The sequence below is a fragment of the Streptomyces sp. AM 2-1-1 genome (assembly GCF_029167645.1).
Taxonomy (GTDB): Bacteria; Actinomycetota; Actinomycetes; order Streptomycetales; family Streptomycetaceae; genus Streptomyces.
Map to the genome: position 1 here is coordinate 4,150,444 of NZ_CP119147.1, position 25,773 is coordinate 4,176,216.

Annotated in this window: 11 protein-coding genes; 7 read left to right on the plus strand and 4 right to left on the minus strand. The window is 73.5% G+C overall.

Features of this window, described 5'->3' with window-relative positions; all coding sequences use genetic code 11:
- The first annotated feature begins 295 nt into the window (after positions 1–295).
- Positions 296–3,235 carry an FAD-binding and (Fe-S)-binding domain-containing protein gene (locus tag PZB77_RS18185; protein WP_275493659.1) on the plus strand — a complete coding sequence of 980 codons (2,940 nt, stop codon included), beginning with the start codon at positions 296–298 and terminating at the stop codon, positions 3,233–3,235.
- Between the two features lie 112 nt (positions 3,236–3,347).
- The gene (locus PZB77_RS18190; protein ID WP_275493660.1) at positions 3,348–4,490 is read left to right on the plus strand and encodes a serine hydrolase domain-containing protein; all 1,143 of its coding nucleotides are present in this window, start codon (positions 3,348–3,350) and stop codon (positions 4,488–4,490) included.
- Positions 4,491–4,531: 41 nt separating this feature from the next.
- On the opposite strand, the gene PZB77_RS18195 is transcribed toward PZB77_RS18190, so the two are convergent.
- A complete protein-coding gene (locus PZB77_RS18195; RefSeq protein WP_275493661.1) occupies positions 4,532–5,503 on the minus strand; it encodes a hypothetical protein in 972 nt (323 codons plus the stop codon).
- 280 nt (positions 5,504–5,783) lie between these two features.
- Here PZB77_RS18195 and PZB77_RS18200 point away from each other — a divergent pair, with 280 nt between their 5' ends.
- From PZB77_RS18200 to PZB77_RS18210, 3 genes are read left to right on the plus strand one after another with little or no spacing between them, the layout of a single operon-like run.
- Complete coding sequence (locus PZB77_RS18200; protein ID WP_275493662.1) at positions 5,784–6,299, plus strand: sigma-70 family RNA polymerase sigma factor; 516 nt, start codon at positions 5,784–5,786, stop codon at positions 6,297–6,299.
- On the plus strand, positions 6,296–7,837 hold the full coding sequence (locus tag PZB77_RS18205) for a hypothetical protein (protein ID WP_275493663.1): 1,542 nt from the start codon (positions 6,296–6,298) through the stop codon (positions 7,835–7,837). The genes PZB77_RS18200 and PZB77_RS18205 overlap by 4 nt, the downstream gene beginning before the upstream one ends.
- Positions 7,838–7,857: 20 nt before the next feature.
- On the plus strand, positions 7,858–12,450 hold the full coding sequence (locus PZB77_RS18210; RefSeq protein ID WP_275493664.1) for an FtsK/SpoIIIE domain-containing protein: 4,593 nt from the start codon (positions 7,858–7,860) through the stop codon (positions 12,448–12,450).
- A gap of 87 nt (positions 12,451–12,537) precedes the next feature.
- Here the strand turns inward: PZB77_RS18210 and PZB77_RS18215 are convergent, their stop codons facing one another.
- The 3 genes from PZB77_RS18215 to PZB77_RS18225 form a co-directional block, all read right to left on the minus strand.
- Positions 12,538–12,873: a hypothetical protein gene (locus tag PZB77_RS18215; RefSeq protein ID WP_275493665.1), complete on the minus strand. Its 336-nt coding sequence runs from the start codon at positions 12,871–12,873 to the stop codon at positions 12,538–12,540.
- Between the two features lie 54 nt (positions 12,874–12,927).
- Positions 12,928–13,239: a hypothetical protein gene (locus PZB77_RS18220; RefSeq protein WP_275493666.1), complete on the minus strand. Its 312-nt coding sequence runs from the start codon at positions 13,237–13,239 to the stop codon at positions 12,928–12,930.
- 76 nt (positions 13,240–13,315) lie between these two features.
- Positions 13,316–14,287, minus strand: coding sequence for a serine/arginine repetitive matrix protein 2 (locus PZB77_RS18225; RefSeq protein ID WP_275493667.1), 972 nt, complete (start codon positions 14,285–14,287; stop codon positions 13,316–13,318).
- 162 nt (positions 14,288–14,449) lie between these two features.
- Between PZB77_RS18225 and PZB77_RS18230 the strand changes: the two genes are divergently transcribed.
- Both PZB77_RS18230 and PZB77_RS18235 read left to right on the plus strand, forming a co-directional pair.
- Entirely contained in the window at positions 14,450–23,086 is an 8,637-nt protein-coding gene (locus tag PZB77_RS18230) for a hypothetical protein (RefSeq protein ID WP_275493668.1), read from the plus strand.
- On the plus strand, positions 23,083–25,758 hold the full coding sequence (locus tag PZB77_RS18235) for a right-handed parallel beta-helix repeat-containing protein (protein ID WP_275493669.1): 2,676 nt from the start codon (positions 23,083–23,085) through the stop codon (positions 25,756–25,758). Before PZB77_RS18230 ends, PZB77_RS18235 begins: the two co-directional genes overlap by 4 nt.
- Positions 25,759–25,773 lie beyond the last annotated feature (15 nt).

Sequence of the window (25,773 nt, forward strand, 5' to 3'; positions counted from 1 at the left end):
GCTGCGGGGTCGGGTGCTGCGGGTCGGGCGCCCCGGGTCGGAGCGCGCGGGTCGGGTGGGGCCGGAACGCGGCGGGCGGAGGTGGCCGGGCATCGGAACGGCCTTCGTCGCGGAGAGTGAGAGGGCCGTAACGACTGGAGCTGTTTGGTCCAGCGCAAGTCGTGTTCACTATAGGAGAATTGACGCTCCTTTTGGGAAGTGTCCGTGGCGTTCTCTGTTCGTTCCGGGTTGTGTATGTGGTTGTGCGGGTGGTGTTGTCCGAAGAGTGCACGCCCTCGCCCGGCATGCTGGTGCCATGGCCGAACCGCACGTCCTCACCCCCGCCCTGGCCCGGGACCTGCGCGCCGAGGTCCGGGGGGAGACCTCCTTCGACGCGACCGCCCGGGCGCTCACCACGATGGACGCCTCCAACTACCGGCGGGTCCCGCTCGGAGTCGTCGCCCCGCGCGACGCCGACGACGTCGCCGCGGCCCTCGCCGTCTGCCGCGCCCACCGGGTGCCCGTCGTCCCGCGCGGTGGCGGCACCTCCATCGCGGGCCAGGCCACCGGCACCGGGATCGTCCTCGACCTCACCCGGCACCTGAACGCGATCGTGGAGCTGGACCCCGGATCCCGGACGGCGGTCGTCCAGCCCGGCGTGGTCCTCGACGACCTGCGGGCCGCCGCCGCCCCGCACGCACTCACCTTCGGCCCCGACCCGTCCACCCACGGCCGCTGCACCCTCGGCGGCATGATCGGCAACAACTCCTGCGGCGCGCACTCCGTCGCCTGGGGCACCACCGCCGACAACGTCCGCTCCCTCACCGTCGCCCGCTACGGCGGCGGCACCCTGCGCCTCGGCCGGGGCTGGGGGAGCCCCGGCGGGGACCGCGCCCCCGCCGGGCTGCGGCAGCTCGTCGACGGCCGGCTCGCCCCGCTGCGCACCGGCTTCCCGGACCTGCCGCGCCGCATCTCCGGTTACGCGCTGGACGCACTGCTCCCGGAACACCCCGGCGGCCCCGACCTCGCCCGCGCCTTCTGCGGCAGCGAGGGCACCCTCGCCGTCGTCACCGAGGCCACCGTCCGGCTGGTCGGGTCGCCGCCCGCCCGCGCCCTCGCCGTCCTCGGCTACCCCGACGAGGCCGCCGCCGCGGAGGCCGCCGCGGGGCTCCTGCCGTACGGCCCGCTCACCGTCGAGGGGATGGCCGCCGACCTCGTCCGTGCCCCCGCCGGGAGCTCCCGGAGCGTCGGCGACCCCGCCGGGCTGCCGCGCGGCGGCGCGTGGCTCTTCGTCGAGACCGGCGGCGCCACCCCGGCCGAGGCCCGGGAGCGGGCGGTCCGGATCGTGCGCGCCGCCGACGCGTTCGACGCGGCCGTCGTCACCGACCCGGCCGGACAGCGGGCCCTGTGGCGCATCCGTGAGGACGCCGCCGGCACCGCCACCCGGATGCCGGACGGCGCCGAGGCGTGGCCCGGCTGGGAGGACTGCGCGGTACCGCCCGCGCGCCTCGGGCCGTACCTGCGCGAGTTCCGCACCCTGCTCGCCGCCCACGGGCTGCGCGGGACGCCGTACGGCCACTTCGGCGACGGCTGCATCCACGTCCGCATCGACTTCGACCTCCTCACCCCGGACGGCATCGCCCGCTTCCGCCGTTTCTCCGAGGACCAGGCACGCCTCGTCGCCGCCCACGGCGGCTCGCTCAGCGGCGAGCACGGCGACGGCCAGGCCCGTGCCGAACTGCTCCCCCTCATGTACGGCGACGAGCTGGTCTCCCTCTTCGGCGCGTACAAGGACCTCTGGGACCCGGACGGCGGGATGAACCCCGGGATGCTGGTCCGCCCCGACCGCCTCGACGCCAACCTCCGCTTCGACGTCCTGCCCCGCCGCCCGGTGGACGTCGCCTTCGGATACCCCGAGGACGGCGGCGACTTCACGGCGGCCGTGCGCCGCTGCGTGGGCGTCGCCAAGTGCCGTACGGCCGCGGCGCCCGGCGCGGGCGTCATGTGCCCCTCCTTCCGCGCCACCGGCGAGGAGGAGCACTCGACGCGCGGCCGGGCCCGGCTGCTGCACGAGATGCTGGCCGGCGAGATCGTCACGGACGGCTGGCGCTCCGAGGAGGTCCGCGACGCCCTCGACCTCTGCCTCTCCTGCAAGGGGTGCCGCAGCGACTGCCCGGTCGGCGTCGACATGGCCACCTACAAGGCGGAGTTCCTCCACCACCACTACCGGGGGCGGCTCCGCCCGGCCGCGCACTACGCGATGGGCTCGCTGCCCCGCTGGCTCCGGCTCGCCGCCCCCGTCGCCCCGCTCCTGAACGCCCTGGCACGCGTCCGCCCTCTCGCGGCCCTCGCCAAACGGCTGGCCGGCATCGCCCCGCAACGGCCGGTCCCCGTGCTCGCGCGGGAGACCTTCACCCGGTGGTGGACACGGCAGCGGGGACGGCCCGGGGCGGCGTCGCGGGCGGATGCCGGTGGGGCGGCCGGTGCGGGTGGAGGTGCAGGTGGGGCGTCCGGTGCGGGTGGAGTTGGCGGTGGGGCGTCCGGTGCGGGGACCGGCGGGGCGGTCGTGCTGTGGCCGGACACCTTCACCACCCACCTCGCGCCGGAGGTGGGCCGCGCGGCGGTGCGTGTCCTGGAGTCCGCCGGACGGACCGTCCACCACCCGGGCCCGGGTCTGTGCTGCGGGCTGACCTACGTCTCCACGGGCCGGCTCGACCGCGCCCGCACGGTCATGCGGCGCACCCTGGACCGGCTGGGCACCTCGCTCGGCCGGCCCCTCGTGGTCCTGGAACCGAGCTGCGCCGCCGCGCTCCGCACCGATCTGCCCGAACTCCTCCACGACGACCCGCGCGCGGCCGAACTCGCCGCCTCCGTGCGGACGTTGGCGGAGTACCTGGAGGAGTTCGCCCCCGACTGGGAGCCGCCCCGGCTGGACCGCGCGGTGGCCGGGCAGACCCACTGCCACCAGCACGCGGTGCTCGGCGACGCGGCTGACCGCCGGGTGCGCGCCCGCGCCGGACTGACCGGTGAGCTGACGGGCGGATGCTGCGGCCTGGCGGGCAACTTCGGCTTCGAGAAGGGCCACTGGGAGGTCTCGGTGGCCTGCGCGGAGGAGCGGTTGCTGCCCGCCGTACGGGCGGCGGTCCCCGGGACGGAGATCCTCGCCGACGGCTTCTCCTGCCGCACCCAGCTGGAGCAGCTGGCGGGCGTACGGGCCCGGCACCTGGCCCAGGTACTGGCGGAAGGGCTGGAGTGAGGGACGGCCCGCAGGGAGGGCCGGAAGGAGTCCTTTACCCCGCGCGGCACCTGGGAGAGGGTGGACGCGGCCCGCCACGGCCGGGCGGGCGGCCGACCCCAGGGGGCACCGCATGACGTACGACATCACCGTGCACGGGACCGTCGCGCCCGGCTTCGAGGGCGTCCGCGACGCCTTCGGGACGGTCCTGGCCGAGGACACCACCGAGCCGGGCTCCCAGCTCTCCGTACGTCTGCGCGGCCGGACCGTGGTGGACCTGTGGGCGGGCGAAGGCCTGGAGGCGACCTCGCTGCTCCCCGTCTTCTCGTCCACCAAGGGGGCGGCGCACCTGGTGGTGGCGCTGCTGGTGCAGGAGGGCACGCTCGTACTGGACCGCACGGTCGCTTCGTACTGGCCCGCGTTCGCCGCCGCCGGCACGGACACGCTGACCCTGCGGGAACTGCTCGCCCACCGCAGCGGGCTGGTCGGCGCCACCCCGCGCTTCACCGACGAGGAGCTGGCCGACGACCGCCTGGTCGCCGAACGGCTCGTGCGGCAGGAACCGTTCTGGAAGCCGGGCACGGCCTACGGCTACCACGCCGTGGTGATCGGCGCGCTGACCGGCGAGGTGGTGCGGCGGGCCACCGGCCGCTCGATCCAGGAGCTGTACGAGGAGCGGGTCAGGGCGCCGCACGGGGTGGAACTCCACCTCGGTCTGCCCGAGGCGCTCGAACCCCGCTTCGTACCGGTACGGCCGATGGCGCCGACCCCGGAGCAGGCGGCGACCCTGACCGCCTTCCCCCCGGACCCGGAGGGCGTGTTCGCCGCCGCGTTCAACCTTCCGACGGATCTGGCCGGCTGGGGAAACCTGCCGGTGGTGCGCGCGCTCGGTTCGGCGTCGGCCGGGGGCGTGGGCTCCGCGCGCGGGCTCGCCCGGATGTACGCGGCGGCCGTGTCCGGGGTGGACGGCGCGGCCCCGCTGCTGACGCCGGCCACCGCCGCCGAGTGCGCGCGCCTCTCCTGGTCCGGGACCGACCTGGTCACCGGCGCGCAGGACGCGTTCGGGCTGGGTTTCCGGCGGACGTCGGGCCAGTACCCCGTGCTGAGCGCAAGCGCGTTCGGCCACTCCGGCGCGGCCGGCTCGCAGGCGTTCGCCGATCCGGAGCTGGGCATCGCGTACGGGTACACCCGCCGCCGGTACGCCTACCCGGGCGGCGAGGCGCCGGAGAACACGCACCTGGTGGAAGCGGTGGTCCGGGCGGCCGGGGGCGCCTGACGGGGGCACGGGCCGCCGTGTTCGCACCGGCGGCCCCGCGCTCACACCGTGAAACGTACGGCTTCCAGCCAGGAGTCGTTGTTCAGGGTGCCGCCGAATATGTAGTTCCCGGAGGCCTGGCCGATCGGCTTGTCACAGGCGAGGCCGCCCCAGCCGGAGCGCACCCGGGCACTCTGGCAGACCGCGCCGTCACCGACGTTGATGACGAAGCCGAGCATGTAGGGATAGTTCCTGGCCGTGCTGCCGATGTAGTTGTCGATCCCGTCGGCCACACCGTTCCAGGGGGTCTTCCACTCGTCATTGTGTACGAAAGCGTTGCCGGCGGTGCCCTTCGTACCGGACACCGCGATGTTGAGGGACTTGATCTTCTTGCCCGTGATGCCGGTCGTACCGCCGTCGCACACCACGCTCTGCCAGCCGCTGCCCTCGACGTAGGCGCGGTAGCAGATGTGCCGGCCCGGCTGCCGGGCCGCGAGGCGCGACACGGTCAGGGCCGCGGTCTCCGGTACGGGTGCGGGGGCGGCCTTGGGAGCGGCCTCGGGAGCGGCGGCCGACGGCTTCGGGGTGGCGGACACCGTCTTCCGCGGGGCGGGCGCGGCCGGGAGCGGGGCCTGGTAGGCCTGCGGGGGAGCGGCGGGCAGCGGCGCCGCCACCGGGGTGGGAGAGACCTTCGGGGTGGGCGACGCCTTCGGGGTGGGCGAGGCCTTCGGGGTGGGGGAGACGACGACGGCCGGGGGCGGCGGGAGGACGCGGGCGGCCGCCGCTTCCTGACTGTCGCCGAGGTCACCGGCGCCGTCGCCCGCCAGTGCGGCGGTGAGTGCGACGGGCGCGGCCACCGCCGCGGCCGTCCAGGCCAGCGTGGTCCAGACACGGCGTCCGGGGGTCATTCCCCGGGGCCCGCGGACCCGGCGGCGGCGGAAGGCGTCGGCGAAGTCCGGCGCGGCCGACGACGGCCGGTCCGGGCAGGTCCCGGGTTCCAGGGGCTGCTTCGAGTGCTCGGACTGCGAGTTCATGGGGTGCTTGGCTCCAGTCGACGGTCGCGGAGCGGGCAGGAGCGGATCGGGTCCCCCGCTGTCGGGGTGTCCGCCGGCCGGGGGTCGGCCCGGGACGCCACCCTAACGCGGGTTTGTCGCCGCGAGTTTCTAGATCTGCAATGTTCTGAGCTTTTACTGAGCATCAACACGCGTCCGAGGACCTAAGTTGACTGAACGTCACCGTGAACAGAAAGAACATGAAAGGGCATTCCCCCGTGCCCTTGATTCTCCGCCCCTGCGGGCGATGTGGAGCGAAACAGTGATCGATGCTCACGGCACATCAGATTCGTCCTCGCGTCCCGCCTCGGCCGAGCGCCACCGGGCGCTGCTCATGAGGTTCGCGAACCGGCTCACCGGGGACCCCTATCGGGCCGAGGACATCGTCCAGGAGACCCTCCTGCGCGCCTGGAACCGGCCGCCGGCCGCCGTGCCGGCCGACGACGACGAGCGGCTGCTCGCCTGGCTGTACACGGTCGCCCGCAACCTGGCCATCGACATGCACCGCCGCGACCGCGCGGTGCCCGTGGGCGCGTTGCCGCAGCAACTGCTGAGCCGCAGCGGGGAGTGCGACCTGGCCGAGCGGGTGGTCGACCGGCACGTGGTGCGCAAGGCGCTGGCCCGGCTGTCGCAGGAACACCGGGAAGTGGTCGTGCGGGTCCACCTCTGCGACCGCCCGAGGGACGAGACCGCCCGGGAGATAGGGATATCCCCGGGAACGGTCAAGTCCCGTACGCACTACGCCCTGCGGGCCCTGCGCAGGGAGCTGGCCGCGTGAACGGCGTCGACCCGATCCGCTGGATCTCCGACCACCGGGACGGCATCATCCGGTGGACCCTCGTGGTGTGCGTGGCCTTCCTGCTCTTCCTCCTGGTCCGGCACTTCGCCATGAAGCTGGGCGGCTGGAAGGCGGCCGGCCGGCGCGTGGTGCGGGAGACCGCCCTCACCGCTGCGGCGTTCGCCTCCCCGGCGCGGGCCTGGCTGCGCTACCGCCGGGTGCTGCGGATCCTGGTACGGCGGCTCCGCTCCCCCGAGAGCTGGCGCGACGCCGAACGGGCCCTCTCCGCGGTGCGGCTCGCGGCCGCGCCCGCCGTGCCGTACGGGGTCCTCGTCGACGACCGGACGGTCACCGTCCTGCTGGCCGGGCGGCACGTCCCCCCGGCGCCCGGACCCTGGGTCGCGGAGGCCGACGCGGACCACCCGCTGCGCTGGACGGCCCTGCGGTCGGAGCTTCCCGCCGTGGTGCCGGAGGCGGGGCTGAACCGGCCGGTCGTGGTCGCGATCGGCGCGCAGGACGCGCCCGCCGGGCGGTGCGCCTTCCTCGACCTGGCGACGGGGCCGCCGACCCTGGCACTGGACGGGGACGAGCGGGCCCGCGCGGCGCTGCTGCCCACCCTCGCCGCACAGCTGGGGCGGCGGCTGCCGCCCGGGCAGACGATCGTGGCCGAGGGCGTGCTGCGCGGGTACCCGGGCGAGCCGGTGCGGGAGGCGTACCGCAGGGCCAGGGAGACCCCGGCCCGGCTGGGCACACCCCCGTTCCTGGCGGCGCGCGAGCTGCCGGACCCGCTCCCGCCCGAGATGGCGGGGCCCCCGGAGGCGGTGCCGGCGTTGCGGGTGCTGGTCCTCGGCTCCGGACGCGGATACGTACGGCGGCTGCACGCCGACCGGTACGGGCAGCTCTCGCTCCCCGGCACGCCGCTGCTGCTGCTGTCGCACGCGCTGCCGCGCGCGGTGTCCCGCACCCTCAAGCGGATCCCGCCGGTGCACCCGCCCGCCCCTTCGGCGGACGGGGTACGGCCGCTCTTCGGGGAAGAGGACGAGGCCGTCCCCGCGGGGCTGCGCGAGGCCGACCCCGACGAGGGAGTGCCGACCGCGGCCCCCGCCGCCCGGGAGAGGCGGCGCGCGGCGCCCAAGACCAGCGAGGCGTCGGCCGGGCCAACCCCCGTTCCGGCCGGCGTCTCGCTGCCCACCCCGCTGCCCGGGCCGCGGGCCACCGCCGGCCCGGAGGCCTCCCCCGCCCCCGGGACCGCGGCCGGCCGGTACCCGGAGGGCGCGCACCCTGCCGCGCCGGCGCCCGTACCCGGCGCGCCGGGGCGCCTGCGGGAGTCCGGCGCCGACGGCCCGGAACCACCCGTCATCTGGGCCGGCTCCGACCCTGACCCGGGAGCCTGGTCCGGGCTGGCCGGCGACCTTGGCGGACCGGAGGCGCTCGACGGGCCGGGCGGTCCGGGACCCCGCGGGCCGGGCGGGGAGCCGGGCGAGGAGCCCGATCCGGATGCCGGGGTGCCCTCCGCCCCGCCCCCACGACACCGCTGAAAGCCACCGCAAGGAGTGCCGTGAGACTCACCCTCTCCACCGTCGACGCCCGGGGCCACCGCGCGGACCACCTGCTGGACCTCCCCGAGGGCGCCGACCTCGCCGCCCTCGGAGAGGCGCTGGGATCCGCCGAGCTGTACCTCGGGAGCAGTCCGCTCCACCCCGACCTCCCCGTGCGGGGCAGCGGACTGCGCGAGGGCTCGGTGGTCGGCCTCGGCGTGCCGGTGCCCTCCCCGGCCGGGGCGTCCGAGGCGTGGCGGCCGCCCGCCTCCGACCCGGCCCTCGTCGAGGTCCAGCACATCGGCGGACCGGGCGCGGGCCGGGTCTGGCGGCTCGGCCCCGGTGACCACGAGGCCGGCACCGACCGCGGCTGCGTCCTCCGCCTCGACGGCGGCGGGGCACCGGCCCGGGCCACCTGGATCACGGTGGGCACCGACGGGCGGGTGACCCTGCGGCTCGCCCCCGACGCGGACGCCGACTGCGGTCTGCGCAGTCTCACCCCGCCCCCGCCGGTCGACCCGACCACCGGCACCCCGCTCACCGCCGAGGAGCCCGCGGGCCCGCAGGACGGCGGCCCCGGCGGTCACACGCCCGAGCCCGCCCCACCCGGGCCCGACGGCCACCCCGTCCCGCCACCGCTGCCGCCCGTCGGGAAGCTGCCGGTGCCGGACGACGGCTCCGTCGAGTGGCCTCCCTACGCCGACCTGTCCCTCGGTGACCACCTGCTGCGCCTGAGCCGGCCGTTCGAGGCGGACGCGGCCGTGAACCGGGCCGCCGACGGCGTGGGCATCGAGTACAACCGGCCGCCGCGGATCGTCCCGCACCTGGACACCGAGTCGATGACCATGCAGGGCCCGCCCGCCGACAACACCAAGCGGCCCTTCCCGTTCCTGATGATGATCTCGCCGCTGATCATGGGCCTGGTCATGATGTTCCTCTTCCGCAGCCTCTACTTCGTCGTCTTCATCCTGCTGACGCCGCTGATGGCCGTCGGCAACTGGGTCTCCGGCCGGCGCACCGGCCGCAAGCAGTACGAGGAGAACCTCCGGATCTACCTGGTCCGCCGCTCCTGGACGGAGCTGGAGATGCGCCAGGCGACGATCGACGAGCGGAAGTTGCGGGCCGACACCTTCCCCGACCCGGCCTCGGTGCTGCTGACCGCCTCCGGGCCCGGCAAGGGACTGTGGCAGCGCCGGCGCCGCGACCCCGACCACCTCACCCTGCGCGTCGGCACCCTGACCCGGCCCTCGCTCAAACGCATCGACGACGGCGCCCGCGACGCCAACCACCGCCAGGTGCACTGGCGGATCGCCGACGCCCCCTTCGGCATCGAACTGGCCGAGCACGGGGTCGTCGGCATCAGCGGTCCCGGCGCCGCCCCGCGCACCCTGGCCGCCTGGGCCGTCGCCCAGGCGGCCGTCCTGCACAGCCCCCGCGACCTGCGGATCGTCGTCCTCACCGACCGCGAGCACGCGGAGGCCTGGAACTGGGTGCGCTGGCTGCCGCACCTGCGCTCCTCCCGCCCCGGTGCCGCCGTCGTCAGCCTCGGCAACGACCCGGAGAGCACCGCGCACCGGGTGAACGAGCTGATCGGCGAGATCCAGAACCGCTCGGACAGCAACACCTCCGCCCTGAGCCGCTCGCTCCAGCGGGAGCCCGACATCATGGTCGTCCTGGACGGCGCACGCCGGCTCCGCGACGTCCCGGGCGTGGTCCACCTGCTCACCGCCGGCCCCGCCGCCCGGGTGTTCAGCCTCTGTGTCGACGAGCGCGAGCGGCTGCTCCCCGAGGAGTGCACGGCCGTGATCACCACCACCGGCAATCGGCTGACCGTCCGTACCTCCGGCGTGCCGGCCGTGGAGGACGTCCGGGCCGACCAGGTCGACGCCGCGTGGTGCGAGGAGGTCGCGCGGGCCCTCGCGCCGCTGCGCGACGTCACCGTCGACAGCGACTCCGGGCTCCCGGAGGACGTCCAGCTGCTGCCGCTGATCGGCCAGGAACCGCCGGACCCGGCCGCCGTCGTCCGGGCGTGGGCCCGCCGGCCCGCCACCAGCTCGTTCGTCGTGGGCTCCGGCTACGACGGGCCGCTCACCATCGACCTGGTCCGCGACGGGCCGCACGGCCTGATCGGCGGCACCACCGGCTCCGGCAAGTCCGAACTGCTCCAGACCATGATCGCCTCGCTGGCGGCCGCCAACCGGCCCGACGAACTCGCCTTCGTCCTCGTCGACTACAAGGGCGGCAGCGCCTTCCGCGAGTGCGACCGGCTGCCGCACACGCTCGGCATGATCACCGACCTGGACGGGCACCTGGTCCGCCGGGCCCTGGCCTCGCTCGACGCCGAGCTCCGGCGCCGCGAGATCCTGCTCAACGAGGTGGAGGCCAAGGACCACACCGAGTACCGGGCCAAGCGGTCCCGGGACCCGAGGCTCCCCGCACTGCCCCGACTGCTCATCATCATCGACGAGTTCGCCACCGTGGTGCGCGAACTCCCCGAGTTCGTCCCCGGCCTGATCAGCCTGGCCCAGCGCGGCCGCTCCCTGGGCCTGCACCTGATCCTCGCCACCCAGCGGCCCGGCGGATCGGTGAGCAACGAGATCCGCGCCAACACCAACCTGCGCATCTCCCTGCGGGTCACCGACCGCTCCGAGAGCCAGGACATCATCGACGCCCCGGACGCCGCCGGCATCTCGGCGAACCATCCGGGCCGGGCCCTGGTCCGGCGCGGTTCGGCCGCCCCGGTGCCCTTCCAGACGGCCTACGTGGGCGCCGAGCGCGGCGGCGCGGCCCCCGACCCGGCGGCCGTCCCGGACCGCCCGCTCCGGCCGGTCCGGAGCTCGGAGCTGACCTGGCAGCGCCTCGGCCGGCCCCCGGCCCTGCCCGACCCCTCGGACGAGGACACCGACGCGATGCCGGGCCCCGGGCCGGAGGAGCTCCCCACCGACCTGAAGGCCCTGGTCGACACGTTGATCGAGGCCACCGAACGGCTGGAGGACTTCACCCGGCAGCCCCGGCCCTGGCTGCCGCCGATGGACGAGCGGATCGCCCTGGAGGAGTTGCCCGCGCCCCCGGAGCCCGCCGAGGGCGAGCTCGCGGCGGTCCCGTACGCACTCCTCGACATCCCCTCGCTCCAGCAGCGGCGCCTCGGCGCCATCCAGTGGTCGGCCTTCGGGCACCTCTACGTCATCGGCGCCCCGCGCTCGGGCCGCACCCAGGTGCTCCGCACCATCGCCGGATCCACCGCCCTGTGCATCGACAGCAGCGACCTGCACATGTACGGGATCGACGCGGCCGGCGGCGGCCTCGCCGCACTGGAGGCCCTGCCGCACTGCGGAGGCGTCGTGTCCCGGCACGACACCGAACGGATGGAGCGGCTGGTCAACCGCCTGGTCGCCGAGCTGACGGTCCGCCAGCGCCTGTTGTCCCAGCACGACTGCGCAGGCATCAACGAGCTGCGCGCCAAGCTGTCGGCGGCCCGGCGCCCCGCGCACCTGGTCCTCTTCATCGACGGCTGGGACGCGCTGAGCCAGCTTCTCGACGACTACGACGGCGGGCGGGTCTACTCCGACGTCGTCCGGCTGCTCCGCGAGGGCGTCGCCGCCGGCATCCACGTCATCGCCACCTCCGAACGCGTCCTCCTCGGCGGCCGTCTGGCCGCGCACAACGACAAGCGCCTCGTGCTCCGGCAGACCGACCCCAGCGACTACAACGTCGTCGGCATGGGCCGGGACCGGGTCCCCTCCCACGTGGCACCCGGCCGCGGCTGGCACGCCCCGGGCGGGATCGAGGCGCAGATCGCACTGCTGCCGACCGTGTCGCCCGAGCGGCCCGACCAGGGCGACGCGCTGCGCGCCATCGGCAAGCAGGCATGGGCGCGGGAGAGCGAAGTACCGCCGCAGAGGCGGCCGTTCAAGATCGGCGAGATGCCCACGCTGATCGGCTTCCAGGAGGCCGTCGACCAGGTCCCCAAGGCCCAACTGCGCCCGCTGTGGGCGCTGATGGGCGTCGGCGGCGACGCCGTCGGACCGATCGGCTACGACTTCCAGGAGGGCGGCGGCTCCTTCGTCGTGGCGGGTCCGCCCCGCACCGGCCGCAGTACCGCGCTCGCCGCGATGGCGGTCTCCCTGCTGCTCGGCGGCACCCGGCTGATCGTGATCACCCCCCGCGAGTCGCAGTTGCGGCGGCTCGCCGCCCACGACCTGGCCCACGTGTTCCGCGAGCCGGACCCCTCGAACGAGGCGCTCACCGAGGCGCTGAAGGCCGTCGCCGGGCAGCCGGTGGTGGTGGTCGTGGACGACGCGGACCTGCTGCTGGCCGCCGACGCCGACCGAACCCTGCGGCAGGTGGCCACGTCCGGGCGGGACCACCTGCAGGGCCTGCTCCTGGCCGGCCTGCCGGAGTCGATGCACTCGATGGGCTGGGTGGGCACCGCCCGCCGGGCCCGGCGCGGGCTGCTCCTCGGCCCCAAGAGCCCCGGCGAGGGCGACATCATCGGGTCCCGCATCTCGGGCGACCAGATCCGTACGCAGCTGGGGGCAGGGCGCGGCTGGACGGCGGGAGAGGGCGGCAGCGCCATCGCCGTGCAGGTGCCGCTGACGGTCCTGGACGCCTGAGGGCCTGCCGGCGGCCCTGACCACGACCTGCGGCGAAGGGCCGGGCCACCCGGCCCGGCCCTCGCCGCAGGTGTCACCCGGGGAGCGTCACTTCTGCGCGGCGGCCTCGGCCTGCGCCTTCTTGATCTCCTCGACGATCTGCGAGTCGGACTGCCCCATCGACTCGGCGATCTTCTTGAAGTTGTCCGCGTACGAGGCGATGTTGGCCGCGGAGGTCTTCATCTGCTTGCTGAACTCGTTGTAGGCGTCCCGCATGACCGGGCTCGCCTTCTCGAAGACCAGGCCGTTCTGGAGCAGACCGCTGACGGTGCCCTCCAGGGAGGTCAGCTCGTTCGAGATGTCGGTGAGCTTGTTGCCCATGGTGGTACAGCCGTTGAAGATCTCGTCGTAATCGAATACGACGTCGTCATTGCCGACAGGCATCCTGACAGCCCCTTCTGTTGAGTGTCCCTGCGTCGTACGAGGTGCGGTGGCAGATCAGTTGCCGCTGCTGTTGACCTTCTCGGCGAGGTCGGCGTCCATGCCCTGGACCGATTCCTTGATCGCCTGGAACTGCTTGGCGTAGCCCTTGATGGACTCCGTCGCCTGCGTCAGGGCGGTGTTGAACTTCTCGTACTGCTGCTGGAGCGCGGGGCTGCTCTTCTCCAGGACGAGGAAGGTGGACAGCAGGCTGTCCACCTCCTTCTTCGCCTCCGTCATCCGGGGCACCAGGGTGACGTCGACGCTGGTGTTGAGCACGCCGGCGACCCGGTCGATCTCGGCGTAGGAAAGGCGGATGTTGGCTACCACGAGTGGTTCTCCTCTGTCGTTCGGAGCATCGGTCGGTGCTTCGGGTGGAAGTGCGGGCGGGATCCGCGGGGCGCGGTCAGCCGCCGTAGTAGGTGTACGAGTAGTCCTCGTCCTCCTCCTCGACGACCTCCTCCCACTCGGCGGTGGGGCCCGAGCGGGTGTACTTCGTGGTCTCGTCGTCCTGGACGACCGTCATCGTCCCGGAGCCGTCGTCGTTGACCACGACCGTCGAGGTGCTGGTCTTGCCGTCGCCGCCGGTGGTGGTCACCGTGTAGTCACGGGTGTCGTACGGCTTGCCGTCGCCGGGCGGGTCGACCATCTTCGGCTCGCCCTGCTCGTAGGTGGTGGACGTGGTGAACGTCTGACCGTTGGTCTTCACGGTGGACGTCTCCGTGATGACGTTGTTGTCCTTGTCGAGGACCAGGTCCACGTCGACCGAGCCCGTCGCCGTCTCGGAGTGGTAGTGGGTCGGCGGGGTGTCCGGCGGCTTGGGCGGTGCCTCACCGGGCTTCAGCGGCGGGTCGTCCGCATCGCGCCACGCCTGGCACCAGCCGGGGGCGTCGTCGGCGTTGCACACCATGCGGATGCTCGCGTCCGGGTTCTCCTCGAAGTACTCGGAGGCGCCGATGCTCTTCAGGAACTCGTCCCAGTCCTTCTTGTCCTGCACCCAGTCGTCGTAGGCCTCCTTCTTGTTCTTCCAGTCCTCGAGACCGAGCGACTTGCCCATGACCCCGGCGCTGCCGCTGATCTGGGAGTCGGCGTCGAAGAAGACGTCGGAGACGCTCTTGAAGAGTTCGGCCAGTTCGTTCAGGCCGTCCTTGGCCTTTCCCTGGCGCCTCTTCGAGAAGGAGTAGAAGTAGTTGAACTCCGTCGACAGATCGGCGCTGCCGAGGATCCTGCGGCGCTCGCTGGCCTTGGCGTCGCCCAGGCTCTTGTACGCGCCCTCGCCGGCGCCCGCTCCCGCCTGGGACGCCAGATCACGGAGCTTCGACTGGACCTCGTGGAGCAACCCGTAGTCGATGGCGAAGTCCGAGGTGATGTCGGCCACGGCCACCTCCTTCCTGCTCGTACCTTGCTTCGACCACGCTCCGGACCCCACTTCGGTTCAACCGGGCCGCAGATTGGACGGCTGCCGCCTTGAACCTGACGGGTGGCCCGTGCGTGGTCGGGATGAGGACACGACGCCGGACGACGGAGGGGGTGGCCGGGCATGGCCCGTCCCACTGACTGGAGCGCGCTGGGACTGTCCGAAGACCCGACCCCGGGTGATCCCGACGAGCTCGACCGGGTGATCGTCTCCCAGTACACGCTGATCGAGCTGGCACGGACCATCGACAGCGGACTCGCGGAGGTCTCCAACAAGGCCTCCGAGGCGTTCAAGGGCAAGACCGCCGACGCTCTGCGGGGCAAGATCGACGGCCGGATCCGGGGCTTCGTCACCACCTTCAAGACCGCCCACGAAGACGTCCGCACCGCCCTGCTCACCTACGTCGGCGTGATGCGCGCCCAACAACGGGTCGCCGACGACGCGCTGTCCGCGGCGGCGGCCCTGCCGGAGGACGACACCGAGGGCCGCGAGGCCCACAAGGCGACGGCGAAGTCCGCCGGGGACACCCTGGAGACCGCGGCCGGCACCGCCGCCACCGCCATCTCGACGGCCGCCGAGTCCATCTCCTCGCCGGTGGACGAGTGCGAGGACCTGTGGAAGGCCCTGACCTGGATCGCGATCATCCTGATCATTCCCGCGATCCTCATCGGCGGCCCGATCGCCCTGCTGGCCTTCGGCCTGAACCTCGCCATCATGATCAAGACGGCGATCGACTTCTCCCGCGGCGACGCCAGCCTGACCGAACTGCTGCTGTCGGTCGTGGGAGTGCTCGCGCCGACCACCAAGGGCCTCAACGTGGGCCAGGCGTGGAAGTCCATCAAAGGATTCGGCGCGCAGGGCATCAAGGGCACCAAGAACCTGGTCCTGGGCGGCCCGAACTCCTTCGGTCTCTTCTCACGGATGAGCCTGGGCCTCGACGACACGTTCAGTGCCACGAGCTCCTGGCTCAAGGGCGGTCTCGGCGACGCGATCAAGTTCAACCGGATCAAGGGGCTGGAGGGCGTCACCCTCCTGGGCGGCGGCTCCGGCAAGGGCTTCCAGTTCTTCCCGCTCGGCGTGCAGCTCGGTGTCATCAACAACATCGGCGCCAAGGGCTTCTTCGGGCTGCACAGCGTGATCGTCGGCCTCAACGGCATCAAGATGGGCGCCGGAGCGATCGCCAACGGCCTCTCCGGCGTCAAGGGTCTGCGGCTGTTCCTGCCGGTGGCCGCCGACGAGATGGGCCAGGGCCTCTTCCTCGCCTTCAAGATCGGCTTCATCGACCGCGGCGTCTTCGGCATGTACAAGTACGGGGCGTTCGTCAACGGTTCCTTCATCGGCGCGGGCAGCAAGGCATCCGGGGTCGGCGCCGGCGTCTCCAACTTCTTCGACGCGGGCAACGGCGCCGGCACGGGCCTGGTCAAGGTGGGGGACTTCCACTTCGCCCCCGGCACCTTCGGCAACATCGGCGGGCCCGGCGGCCTCTCCGCTCCCGGCGGCCTCGTACCGCCCGGCCAGTTCGCCGCACCACCCCCCGGCATCTCCCTGACGATGCCGACCGACCTCTCGGTCCACCTCGGCGAACAGGGCGGCTTCGCCAACCTCGGCCAGATCAACCTGCCCTCCATCGACGCCCGCCTCGCCGATCTCCCCTCCCTCGGCATCACCGGGAGCCAGACGCTGCCCACCCTCGGCGCCGTCACCCGGATCGATCTGCCCGGCGGCCTCGCGGGCCTCCCCAGCCTCGAGAACCTCCCGCAGACGATGCCCGCCCTCGGCCAGGTCAACATCCCCCAGCTCGGCTTCTCGCCGAACCACATGCCGTCGATGACGCTCGACACCCCGTCCGTCAACGGCAACCTCGCGGGCCTCCCCAGCCTCGAAAGCCTCCCGCAGACGACGCCGACCCCCGGCCAGGTCAGCATCCCGCAACTCGGTTTCTCCTCCTCCCCGCTGCCGTCGATGTCGCTGGGCACCCCGTCCGTGGACGGCAACCTCGCCGGACTCGGCCAGGTCACCGTGAACGCCCCCTCGCTGCCCGCGCTCGGGCACATCAACGTGCCCTCCCTGGGCACGGCCGGCGCGGGCCACCTGGGCCTCATCCGCACCGACACGCCCTCGGTCCACGCGCAGATCGTGGACCTCCCGTCGGTGGGCGGCACCGTGGGTTCGCTGGGCCAGGTCCAGCTCGGCAGTGTGAACGTGGCGTCGATCAGCCTGAACGTGCCCCACGTCTCCGCGACGCAGATCAACACCGCGCTGGGCGGCGGCCTCGCCTCGCCCCAGATCAGCCCCGCCTTCGGCGACGCCGTCGGTACGCACACCGACACCCACCTCGGCCAGATCGAGCTGCCGGGAGCCGGCACCGTCCTGGGCCACACCGACCTGCCGAGCGTGAACCTGACCACGGGACACGTGGACACCCCGGCCGTGCACACCGGGCCGCTCAGCACGGACCTGCCCACCAGCCACACCGGGGCCGTGCAGCTGCCGGGGCTCGGTACCAACGACCTGGCGCTGACCGTCCCGCCGCCCACCGCGCACCTGGCCCCCGGCGCCCTGGCGTCCCCGGGCATCAACGGCCGGCTCGTGGACATCCCGGCCGTACTGCCCGGCAACGGCTCGCCGATCAGCACGCCGAACACCTCACCCCTGCTCAACAGCTCGGCACTCACTCCGCCGACCGGCCAGTTCTTCGACAACCTGATCGCGGCGATGAACCGGGAACCACTCGTCGTCTTCATGGCTCCGCACATCACCTACGACTTCCACCACACGTTCACCCACCTCCCCCACATGCCCGCCGGTGTCCAGGTGCAGGTCACCCCCGGCTCGGCCGGACAACTGGTGGACGTCCACGTGACGACCCCGGCCGGCACACCGGGGTCGGTGACCGCCACCCACGTCCCCGTGAACGGCCAGAACGTGCTGCGCGTCGAGCACACCCAGCTGGACGGGACGATCCAGCGCCTCGACTTCGAGCTGAGCGCCGCCAACGACCACCAGCTGCTCGACAGCCGGACCCTCACCCCCGCCGGGCTCGGCGGCGACGGCATCGAGATGGACGACCTCCGGCCGGCCGCCGCAGCGGGCTCCTCCCGGACCGGGGGCGTCGGGACCGGGGGCGTCGGGGGCGCCGGCCCGGTGCTGCCACACCCCACCCCCGTGGTGCACATGGTGCCGGTGCCGGGTCTCACCGGCACCCACGTCACCATCCGGACCGATGCCACCGGCCAGATCGTGAACGCCGAGCCCCTGCCCGCGGGTGCGCCGGTCAGGATCCAGCACCTCGTCGGGGGCGGCCCCGCCGGCGTCGACCTCGTCCGCGTCGAGCGGACCGTCACCCCGGGCGCCGAGATCCGCCGCTGGGACTTCACCGCCGACCACACCGGTAACCGGCTCGTCGCCGACGAGCGCATCTTCCCGCTCAACGACGGCGCCCTGCACGGCGGCGTCATCAGCGTCGACCTCACCGCCGGCGTCCCCACCGTCCGCCACCTGGACAGCACCGGCGCCCCGCTGGCCACCGACGGGCGGCCCATCCAGATCGGCCCGACCTCCCTCAACATCCCCTCCACCGGCGGCTTCCACCTCTACGACCCCACCACCGGCCTGCAGACCCACACCGGTCTCACCCTGGTCGACGCCCACGGCGCCCCCACCCCGCTGCACGTGCTCACCCCGCACACCCCACCCGCCGGCGGGGCCGCGGTGCCGCTCCAGCTCACCGGCGCCGACGGGGCGACCCAGCTCGGCACGGTCACCGTCCCCGCCCACGGGGGCGGCGTGTTCCACGTGCGGCCCGCGCCGGCACCCGGCGCCGCGGCCGTCCCGCACCTCAGCGTCCACCGGGCCGACGGCACCTTCTCGCACCACGCCCTGCCCGTCCCGGCCGTCACCCCGGCCGGGGGAGCGGGCCCGGCTTTCGTCCGCCTCCCGGACGGCGCCGGCGGGCTTCCCTCGCTCGTCCACGCGGACGGTACGGGCGTCGCCGGGGCCACCGTCCACCCGCAGGGCGCGAGCGGTACGCCCGGCTTCCGGATCGAGCAGAACGGTCAGCACCTCGTCGTCAGCCCGGCCGGCCTGCACACCCACGACGCGGTCGCTCTCCGGGGGGCGGACGGCCTGACCACCGGCCAGTTCGTGTTCAGCCCGGTCGCCACCCCCCACGTGCCCCTTCCGCAACTCCACGACCGGGGCGGCGCACCCGGCGCCGCGGTCACGCGGGTGGACGGCACGTACCACGTGGACCTGGGCGGGAACCGGTTCTCCGTCCACGCCCTGACCGGTGCCCACACGCACCAGGCCCTCGCCGTGGGCGGGCTGACCGTCCCGTCGCCCGGCGGCGCCTTCCTGCGGGCCGACCCCGGCGCTGCGGGCGGCTTCCGGCTGGTCCGGGGTGACGGCACCACGGTCCCCGGTGCCACCACGGTCCACCCCCAGGTGGGCGGAGGCTTCCGCATCACCCACAACACCCAGCACGTCGTCGTCGGCCCCACCGGTGTCCACACCCACGACACCGTCGCCCTCCAGGGCCCGGGGACCGGTCAGTACGTGTTCACCCCGGTCGCCACCCCGCACGTGCCCGTCGGACACCCGCACACCGGCAACGGTGCGGTCGACACCACCGTCACCGTCCAGCGGACCGCCGGCGAGTTCCGGCTCACCGACGGCAACCGCACCATCGACGTGTTCAACCCCACGACCGGCGCCCACCTCCGCACCTACGTCCCCGTCAGTGGCGGTACGGCGTTGGACGGCCACTACATCCTGACCCGCCCGGCCGGAACCACCGCCGTCGTGCGCCACGACTTCGGCGACGCCCCGGGCCTGCGGGCCACCCCGCAGCCGGGCCTGGCGGGCGGCGGCTTCCGCCTCGACCAGGGCGACACCCACCTGGTGGTCGACCCCCGGGGCGCCCACACCCACACCGCCGTCGAACTCCGGGGCGCGGGCGCCGCGGGCGGCACCGGGCGGTACGTGTTCCACCCCGTGGCGCCCGCCGGCGCGGCCCCGCACCCGCAGGTCAAGGACGGTACCGGCACCGATCTGCCGGACACCGTCACCGCCCGCCCGGGCGGCGAACTCCAGGTGACCGATGCGGGAGCGGTCCACTTCCACAACGCCGCCGACGGCTCCCTGCGGTTCAGCGTCGTGCGCCTCTCCGACGCGGCGGGCACCCACCTGCCGGAGACCGTGCGGGTGTACGGCGCGGGCGGCATCCGTCTCCTGGACCAGAACCTGACCGTGGTCGACGGGACCGTCGCCACCGTCCGGCCGGGCGGCGGGTTCCGGGTCGAGCGCCCGACCGGTGAGTTCGCCCTGTTCGGCGCGGGAGGCCGTCTGGACTTCCGGGTCGTGCCGGCCGGGGGCGGCGCCCCCCACGCCTTCACCGTCACCCCGACGGGCGGCACCGCCTTCACCGTCGTCCCGCTCGGCGACGCCGTGAAGCTCACCGATGCGAGCCTGTCCCGGTTCGTCGACACCACCACGGGCGGTCTCCGGGTCCTCGACGGCCACCTCACCGTCGTGCCGGGCCACACCGTCGCCGCGGTGACGGCGACCGGCGGCTGGCGGGTCAGCCCGCCGGGCAACCTCCGGCTGGGCGAGTTCACGGAGTACGCCGCCGACGGCACGCTCACCCTCCAGCGGATCAACGTCATCACCCAGCGGGGGATCAAGCGCCACAACCACCTGGAGCTCTACCACGTGGCCACCGGCGGGAACCCGGCCGGCACCTGGAAGCTGATCCGCACCGACCCCGCCGGCGTCCCGATCCCCGGTTCGGGCAGCAAGTGGTTCCAGAACGGCCTGATCACCACCAAAGGCATTCCCCAGGGCCGGATCCACCTCACCACGCACTCCGGCGTCACCGTCTTCGAGGCGCGGCCGCTGCCCGGCGGCAACACCCTGTACTCCTTCCAGTCCAGCGCGAGCGCCGACGTCACCACGTTCTCGTGGGGCAATCAGCGCGGAGAATGGCACGAGATCGACCCACAGGGCACGATCGTGCGCAACGGAGACCGGCACTGGGGCGAGAGCGGCCGCACCTGGTGGGACTCGACCGGCACCAGCGGGGTCGACCGGGTCCTGCACTTCCAGCAACTCCCGGACGGCGGACACGTCCTGGGCACCCTCGACCGCAACGCCTTCACCCAGAGCACGGGCAGCGGCACCTGGTTCCGCTTCGACGCCGACTTCAAGATGATCGCCCAGGGCACCCGCGCCTACGGGCCGGGCATCGGCCGCGGTTTCACCGACACGATGGATCACCCGATCACCGGCCAGAGTGTCGTCGTCCACGAGAAGTTCGGCCGCTTCCAGACCAACACCCACGACGTACGCAGGCTGTTCCAGCGGGAGATGGGCACCGACGGGGTGCCCAAGGACACCTCGGTGTCGCTGTCCGCACCCGGCAAGGAGATCGACAGCATCAGGCAGCTGGAGAACAACGGCGGTTTCCTGGAAGTCAACCGGGTGGCAGAGCAGCGCCCGCCGACCTGGTTCCGCTCCCTCATCAGCAGCGAGTACCGCAACACGGACCTGCGGGCGTTTCCCTGGCTGAGGTCCGACAGCCTCCCGCAGCTCAACGAATGGCGGGTCGTGCCCACGCCCGGCGGCGCCGTCGGCGCGCACGGCATCCGGCTGCTCACCCAGAACGCCGCCATCACCGACATCTCCAGCGCGGGAGAGCTCGTGCGCGAGACCCGCAAGCTGTTCCACGGCAACGACCTGACCGTCGGCAACGTCAAGGTGCCCGACGACCCCGCGGGCGCTCCGGTACACATCCCGAACCAGTACCTGCCCTGGTCGGAGGGGGTGGGCAAGCCGCAGGGCCACCGCACCTACAACAGCGCCGACTTCCAGGCCCACCCCCGGGCCAACGTCACCGTCAACCAGGTCGTCTGGCACGACCGGTTCACCACGGACCTGGGCGACGGCAACTGGTTCAGCCCCAACGCCGCCAAGCAGTGGCACATCGCCCGCACCGGCCTGAACGACGGCACGGTGATCGAGTACCGGCCGATGCCGGCGGTCCGCGCCGACGGCGCGGCGGGCGACGGCGGCGTCGCCTTCCGGCAGAACTTCCACCTGAACCACGGCGACTGGACGCGCTACGACCACCACGGCTTCGTCGTGGGCCGCTCCGACACCTGGCCCGGCATCCAGGGCAGCGCCGACCTGCGCATCACCGCCCACGGCCCGGCCACCGGCAAGATGACCTGGGTCGACGCCAACAACGTCGAGGGCGTCCGTCTCACCGCTCACGGCCGCGACATCAACCGCTACGGCTGGGACCGCGAGTCGTACCAGGACCTCGGCGCCGACGGACGCCTGATCCGTGACCACCGCCTCCTCGCCGACGGCACCACCGTCGACTCCTGGCGCGTCAGCCGCGACGCAGCCGGCAACGAGGTCTGGCACTGGAACAAGATCGACGCACACGGCAACATCCAGGGCTTCGGCACCGGCGCCGGCGACCGGATCCGCCACTGGTTCGACGCCGCGGGCACTCGTCTTTCCGGCTGGGAAGAGAACGCCCGCTGGTCCGACCACCTCGTCACCACCGGCGCCACCGTGAAGATCCAGGAGATCCCCGCCCGGCCCAGCGGCAGCGCCTTCCAGAACACCTTCGGCGACGCCCCCTTCCGCGTCCGCGAGTACGTCGCCAACCCGGGCGACGCCTACAACCGGCACGTGTGGAGGGAGTTCGACGGCGGCACGGTCGTCCGCCAGAAGAAGGAACTGCTCAACGGGAAGTTCCTGGAGAGCGAGAGCTGGCAGAAGCACTGGCGCCTCTACGGGGCGAGCGGCACCAACGTCATCGCCGAACGGTCCGTCTCCGGCTTGGTCTACGAGACCGACACCTTCGGCCGGCTCACCATGGTCGGCCGGGAGACCAACTTCATCGACTGGGCCAACCAGTACCGCGGCTACAACCGCATGTGGAAGGACGCCAACCGCTGGGAGTTCGGCGCCAGCGTCGGCGGCGAGTCCGTCTACCTGCCCTACCTCACCAAGGCGATGCAGCAGATCGCCCTCGACGCGGGACACGAGTTCATCGTCGACTTCGCCGTCAACCTGCTCGTCCTCGGCATCGCCTCCCTGGTCACCAGGGCGAGCTTCACCCCGACCGAACTCGCCAAGGCCGCCTTCACCGCCACCATGAACTCCGCAGTCAAGAGCTTCGTCTCCGGCCTGCACCACATGGTCGGACGCGGCACCCCGTGGAAGAACGGCTGGGGCCACGTCGACTACGGCTACGCCTACCAGCGCCACCCGAGCGACGACGACTGGGGCGGTGAGTGGGCCGGCCACGACAAGGTGACCCGCTGGCGCGGCGGCACCTACGACTATGTCGTCGGCCTCGCCGGCGGCGTTCTGGGCGGAGTCGCCTCCGGAGCCGCTACCGCCTCGGTCTTCGGCGTGAAGACCGCGAGCGGTCAGCTGATCCACCTGGGGGGGAAGGACGCCCTCATGGCCGGTGCGATGAGCGCCGTCGGCGGCACACTCGGCGGCATCTCCGTCGGCGCGGCCCGCAGCATGATCCACCTCAACCTGGCCGGCCGCTGGTACCACCGTGCCGGCATGGTCGACATCTACGTGGCACCGGCCCTCGGCAAGCTCATCGACAAGTCCTTCTCCGCCTTCTTCATGGGCGGGACCGTCCGCGACTGGTTCCAGCCGAGCTGGTACCTGGACGGCGGGCCGGGCGGTCACCCCAACGTCGACTACCTTCCGCAGGGAGCAGGCACATGACCACCACCACCGGTACCCCACCGCTGCGGGTGGGGGCCAAGGGGTGGGGCGGTCACCGCACCATCGCCTCCGCCCTCGCCGCCGCCCCCGCCGGGGCCGTGATCACCATCGCCCCCGGCGTCTACACCGAGTCCCTGCGCCTGGAGCGGCGGGTGGTGCTGGAGCCGGAAGGCGGTACCGGGACCGTGCACCTGCGCTCCCCCGGCGGACCCGTGCTCGACGTCACCGCCCCCGGATGCGAGGTGCACGGGCTCGAACTGCGCGGCAGCGACCCCGCCGAGCCCGCCGTCCGGGTCGCCGACGCGGCGGGACTCACCCTCGCCGAGTGCGACCTGGGCAGGGGCCGGATCGACGTGCTCGGTTCCGGGGACGACACCGGAGCCGCCGCCAACTCCGCCCTCACCTTCGCCGACACCCTGGCGCGGGCGCTGCGCGAACCGGTCGGCGGCGGGGTGCTGCTGGTGCGCGGCAGCCGGCTGCACGACGCCCGGCACGCCGCCGTCCACCTCGAAGGGGACGCCCGGGCCCGGCTGGTGGACACCTCCGTCGACACCGTCGACGGGCTCGGAGTGGCCCTCGGCGGGAGCGCCGTGCTGCTCGGCGAGCGGCTGCGCGTCAGCGCCACCGCCGGCTCCTCGCTGCGTGCCCGCGGCTCCTCCCGGGTGCTGCTGCGCGACACCCGCCTCAGCGGCCCCGGCCGTCACGGCCTGCTCATCGAGGACGAGGCCGAGGGGCTGCTGGAGGACTGCCGGATCAGCGGTTCTGCCCGCGCCGCCGTCCAGGCCGGTGGCGCGGCCACCGTGGGACTCGCCGACTGCCGCCTGGCCGGCGCCGGGACCGACGCGCTGGTCGCGCGGGGCTCGGCGCAGCTCACGGTCCACGGCTGCTGGCTCCTGGACTCGGCCGGCCACGGCATCCTGGTGTCCGGCGAGGCGGTGGTGCTGGCCGGGGACACCCTGATCGCGCGCAGCGGGGCGGCCGCCGTACGCGTCTGCGAGCTGGCCCGGGCGTCCCTGAGCGGCTGCCGGATCGGTGTCAGCGGGGAGCACGCGCTGACCGTCACCGACGCCGCCCACGCCGAACTGGCCGACACCACGCTCTCGGACGCGGCCGTGGCCGGGGTGCACACCGACGGCCGGGCCCGTCTGGAGCTGACCGGCGGCCGCATCGAGCGGGGCGAGACCGGGCTGCGGCTGCGTTCCACCGCCGAGGCGTCGGTACGGGGCACCACCGTGAGCGGCCCGAGCAAGGCGGGCGTGGAGCTCGGACCGCACGCCCGCACCACCCTGGAGGGCGTACGGATCGGATCGACCGGCAGCGCCGGCGTGGTCCTCGCCGCCGGGGCCCGGCTGGTCATGGAGGGGTGCACCATCGAGGCCCCCGGCGGCAGCGGGATGGTCGTCTCCGCCGGTGCCGAGCCCGCGGTGAGCGGCCTGCGGATCGACCGGGCCGCGAAGAACGGCATCCTCTTCGGGCCCGGCGCGGGCGGCACGTTCGCGTACTCCGACCTGACCGGCGGAAACTTCCCCGCTCTGCACATCGGCGCGAACGCCGACCCCCGGTTCACCGGCTGCCGGGTCCTCGACTGCGGCCAGGACGTCGCCCTGGCCGACGAGGCCGCCCCCGTCTTCGAGGACTGCGTCTCGATCCGGGTCAAGAACCCGTTCCTGCCGGGGATCACCGCCGCCGGACCCGCGCCCGGTGCTCCGCCCAGGAAGCCTGCCGCCCCGGACGCGGCCGCGGGGGGAGCGGGCGGCGCCCGTACCGCCCCCGGGGGCACCGCGGCGGCCGGCGGCGGCTTCGCCTCCCTCTCCGACCTCTCCGAACTCGGTGAGCCCGAACCGGAGCCGGAGTCCCTGGAGGAGTTGCTCGCCGAACTGGACGAGCTGGTCGGGCTCGACGGGGTCAAGAGAGACGTCGGCGGCATGGTCAAGCTGATGCAGACCGTACGGCTGCGCCAGCAGGCCGGGCTCCCCGCGCCGCCGCTCAGCCGCCACCTGGTCTTCGCGGGGAACCCCGGCACCGGCAAGACCACCGTGGCCCGCCTCTACGGCAGGCTGCTGAAGGCCCTCGGCCTGCTGGAGCGCGGGCACCTGGTGGAGGTCGATCGCAGCGCCCTGGTCGGCGAGTACGTGGGTCACACCGGCCCGAAGACCACCGAGTCCTTCAACCGCGCCCGCGGCGGCGTCCTCTTCATCGACGAGGCGTACGCGCTGGTGCCGGCCGGGGTCTCCAACGACTTCGGCCTGGAGGCGGTGGCCACCCTGGTCAAGCTGATGGAGGACCACCGCGACGAGGTCGTCGTCATCGCCGCCGGCTACCCCGGCGACATGGAGCGCTTCGTCTCCTCCAACCCGGGCCTCGCCTCCCGCTTCACCCGCAGCCTGGTCTTCGCCGACTACAGCTCCACGCAGCTGGTCCGCATCGTCGAGCACCACGCGCAGCGCCACCGCTACGAACTGAGCGACGGTGCCCGCGGAGCGCTCGGCCGGTACTTCGAGGGTGTGCCGCGCGACGCCCGCTTCGGCAACGGCCGTACCGCCCGCCAGGTCTTCCAGGCCATGACCGAGCGGCAGGCCATGCGGATCACCGAGCTGACCTCCCCGGTCGAGGCCCAGCTGGTGGTCCTCGACGAACAGGACATGCCGGAACTGGTCCCGCCGGCCGCCTGAGGGCGGGGCGGGGCC

What these genes read in the sequence shown, in the direction of transcription:
- PZB77_RS18230 (WP_275493668.1), top strand. Translation starts at nt 14,450, where the DNA reads ATGGCCCGTCCCACTGACTGGAGCGCGCTGGGACTGTCCGAAGACCCG.
- PZB77_RS18215 (WP_275493665.1), bottom strand. Translation starts at nt 12,873, where the DNA reads ATGCCTGTCGGCAATGACGACGTCGTATTCGATTACGACGAGATCTTC.
- PZB77_RS18190 (WP_275493660.1), top strand. Translation starts at nt 3,348, where the DNA reads ATGACGTACGACATCACCGTGCACGGGACCGTCGCGCCCGGCTTCGAG.
- PZB77_RS18195 (WP_275493661.1), bottom strand. Translation starts at nt 5,503, where the DNA reads ATGAACTCGCAGTCCGAGCACTCGAAGCAGCCCCTGGAACCCGGGACC.
- PZB77_RS18235 (WP_275493669.1), top strand. Translation starts at nt 23,083, where the DNA reads ATGACCACCACCACCGGTACCCCACCGCTGCGGGTGGGGGCCAAGGGG.
- PZB77_RS18185 (WP_275493659.1), top strand. Translation starts at nt 296, where the DNA reads ATGGCCGAACCGCACGTCCTCACCCCCGCCCTGGCCCGGGACCTGCGC.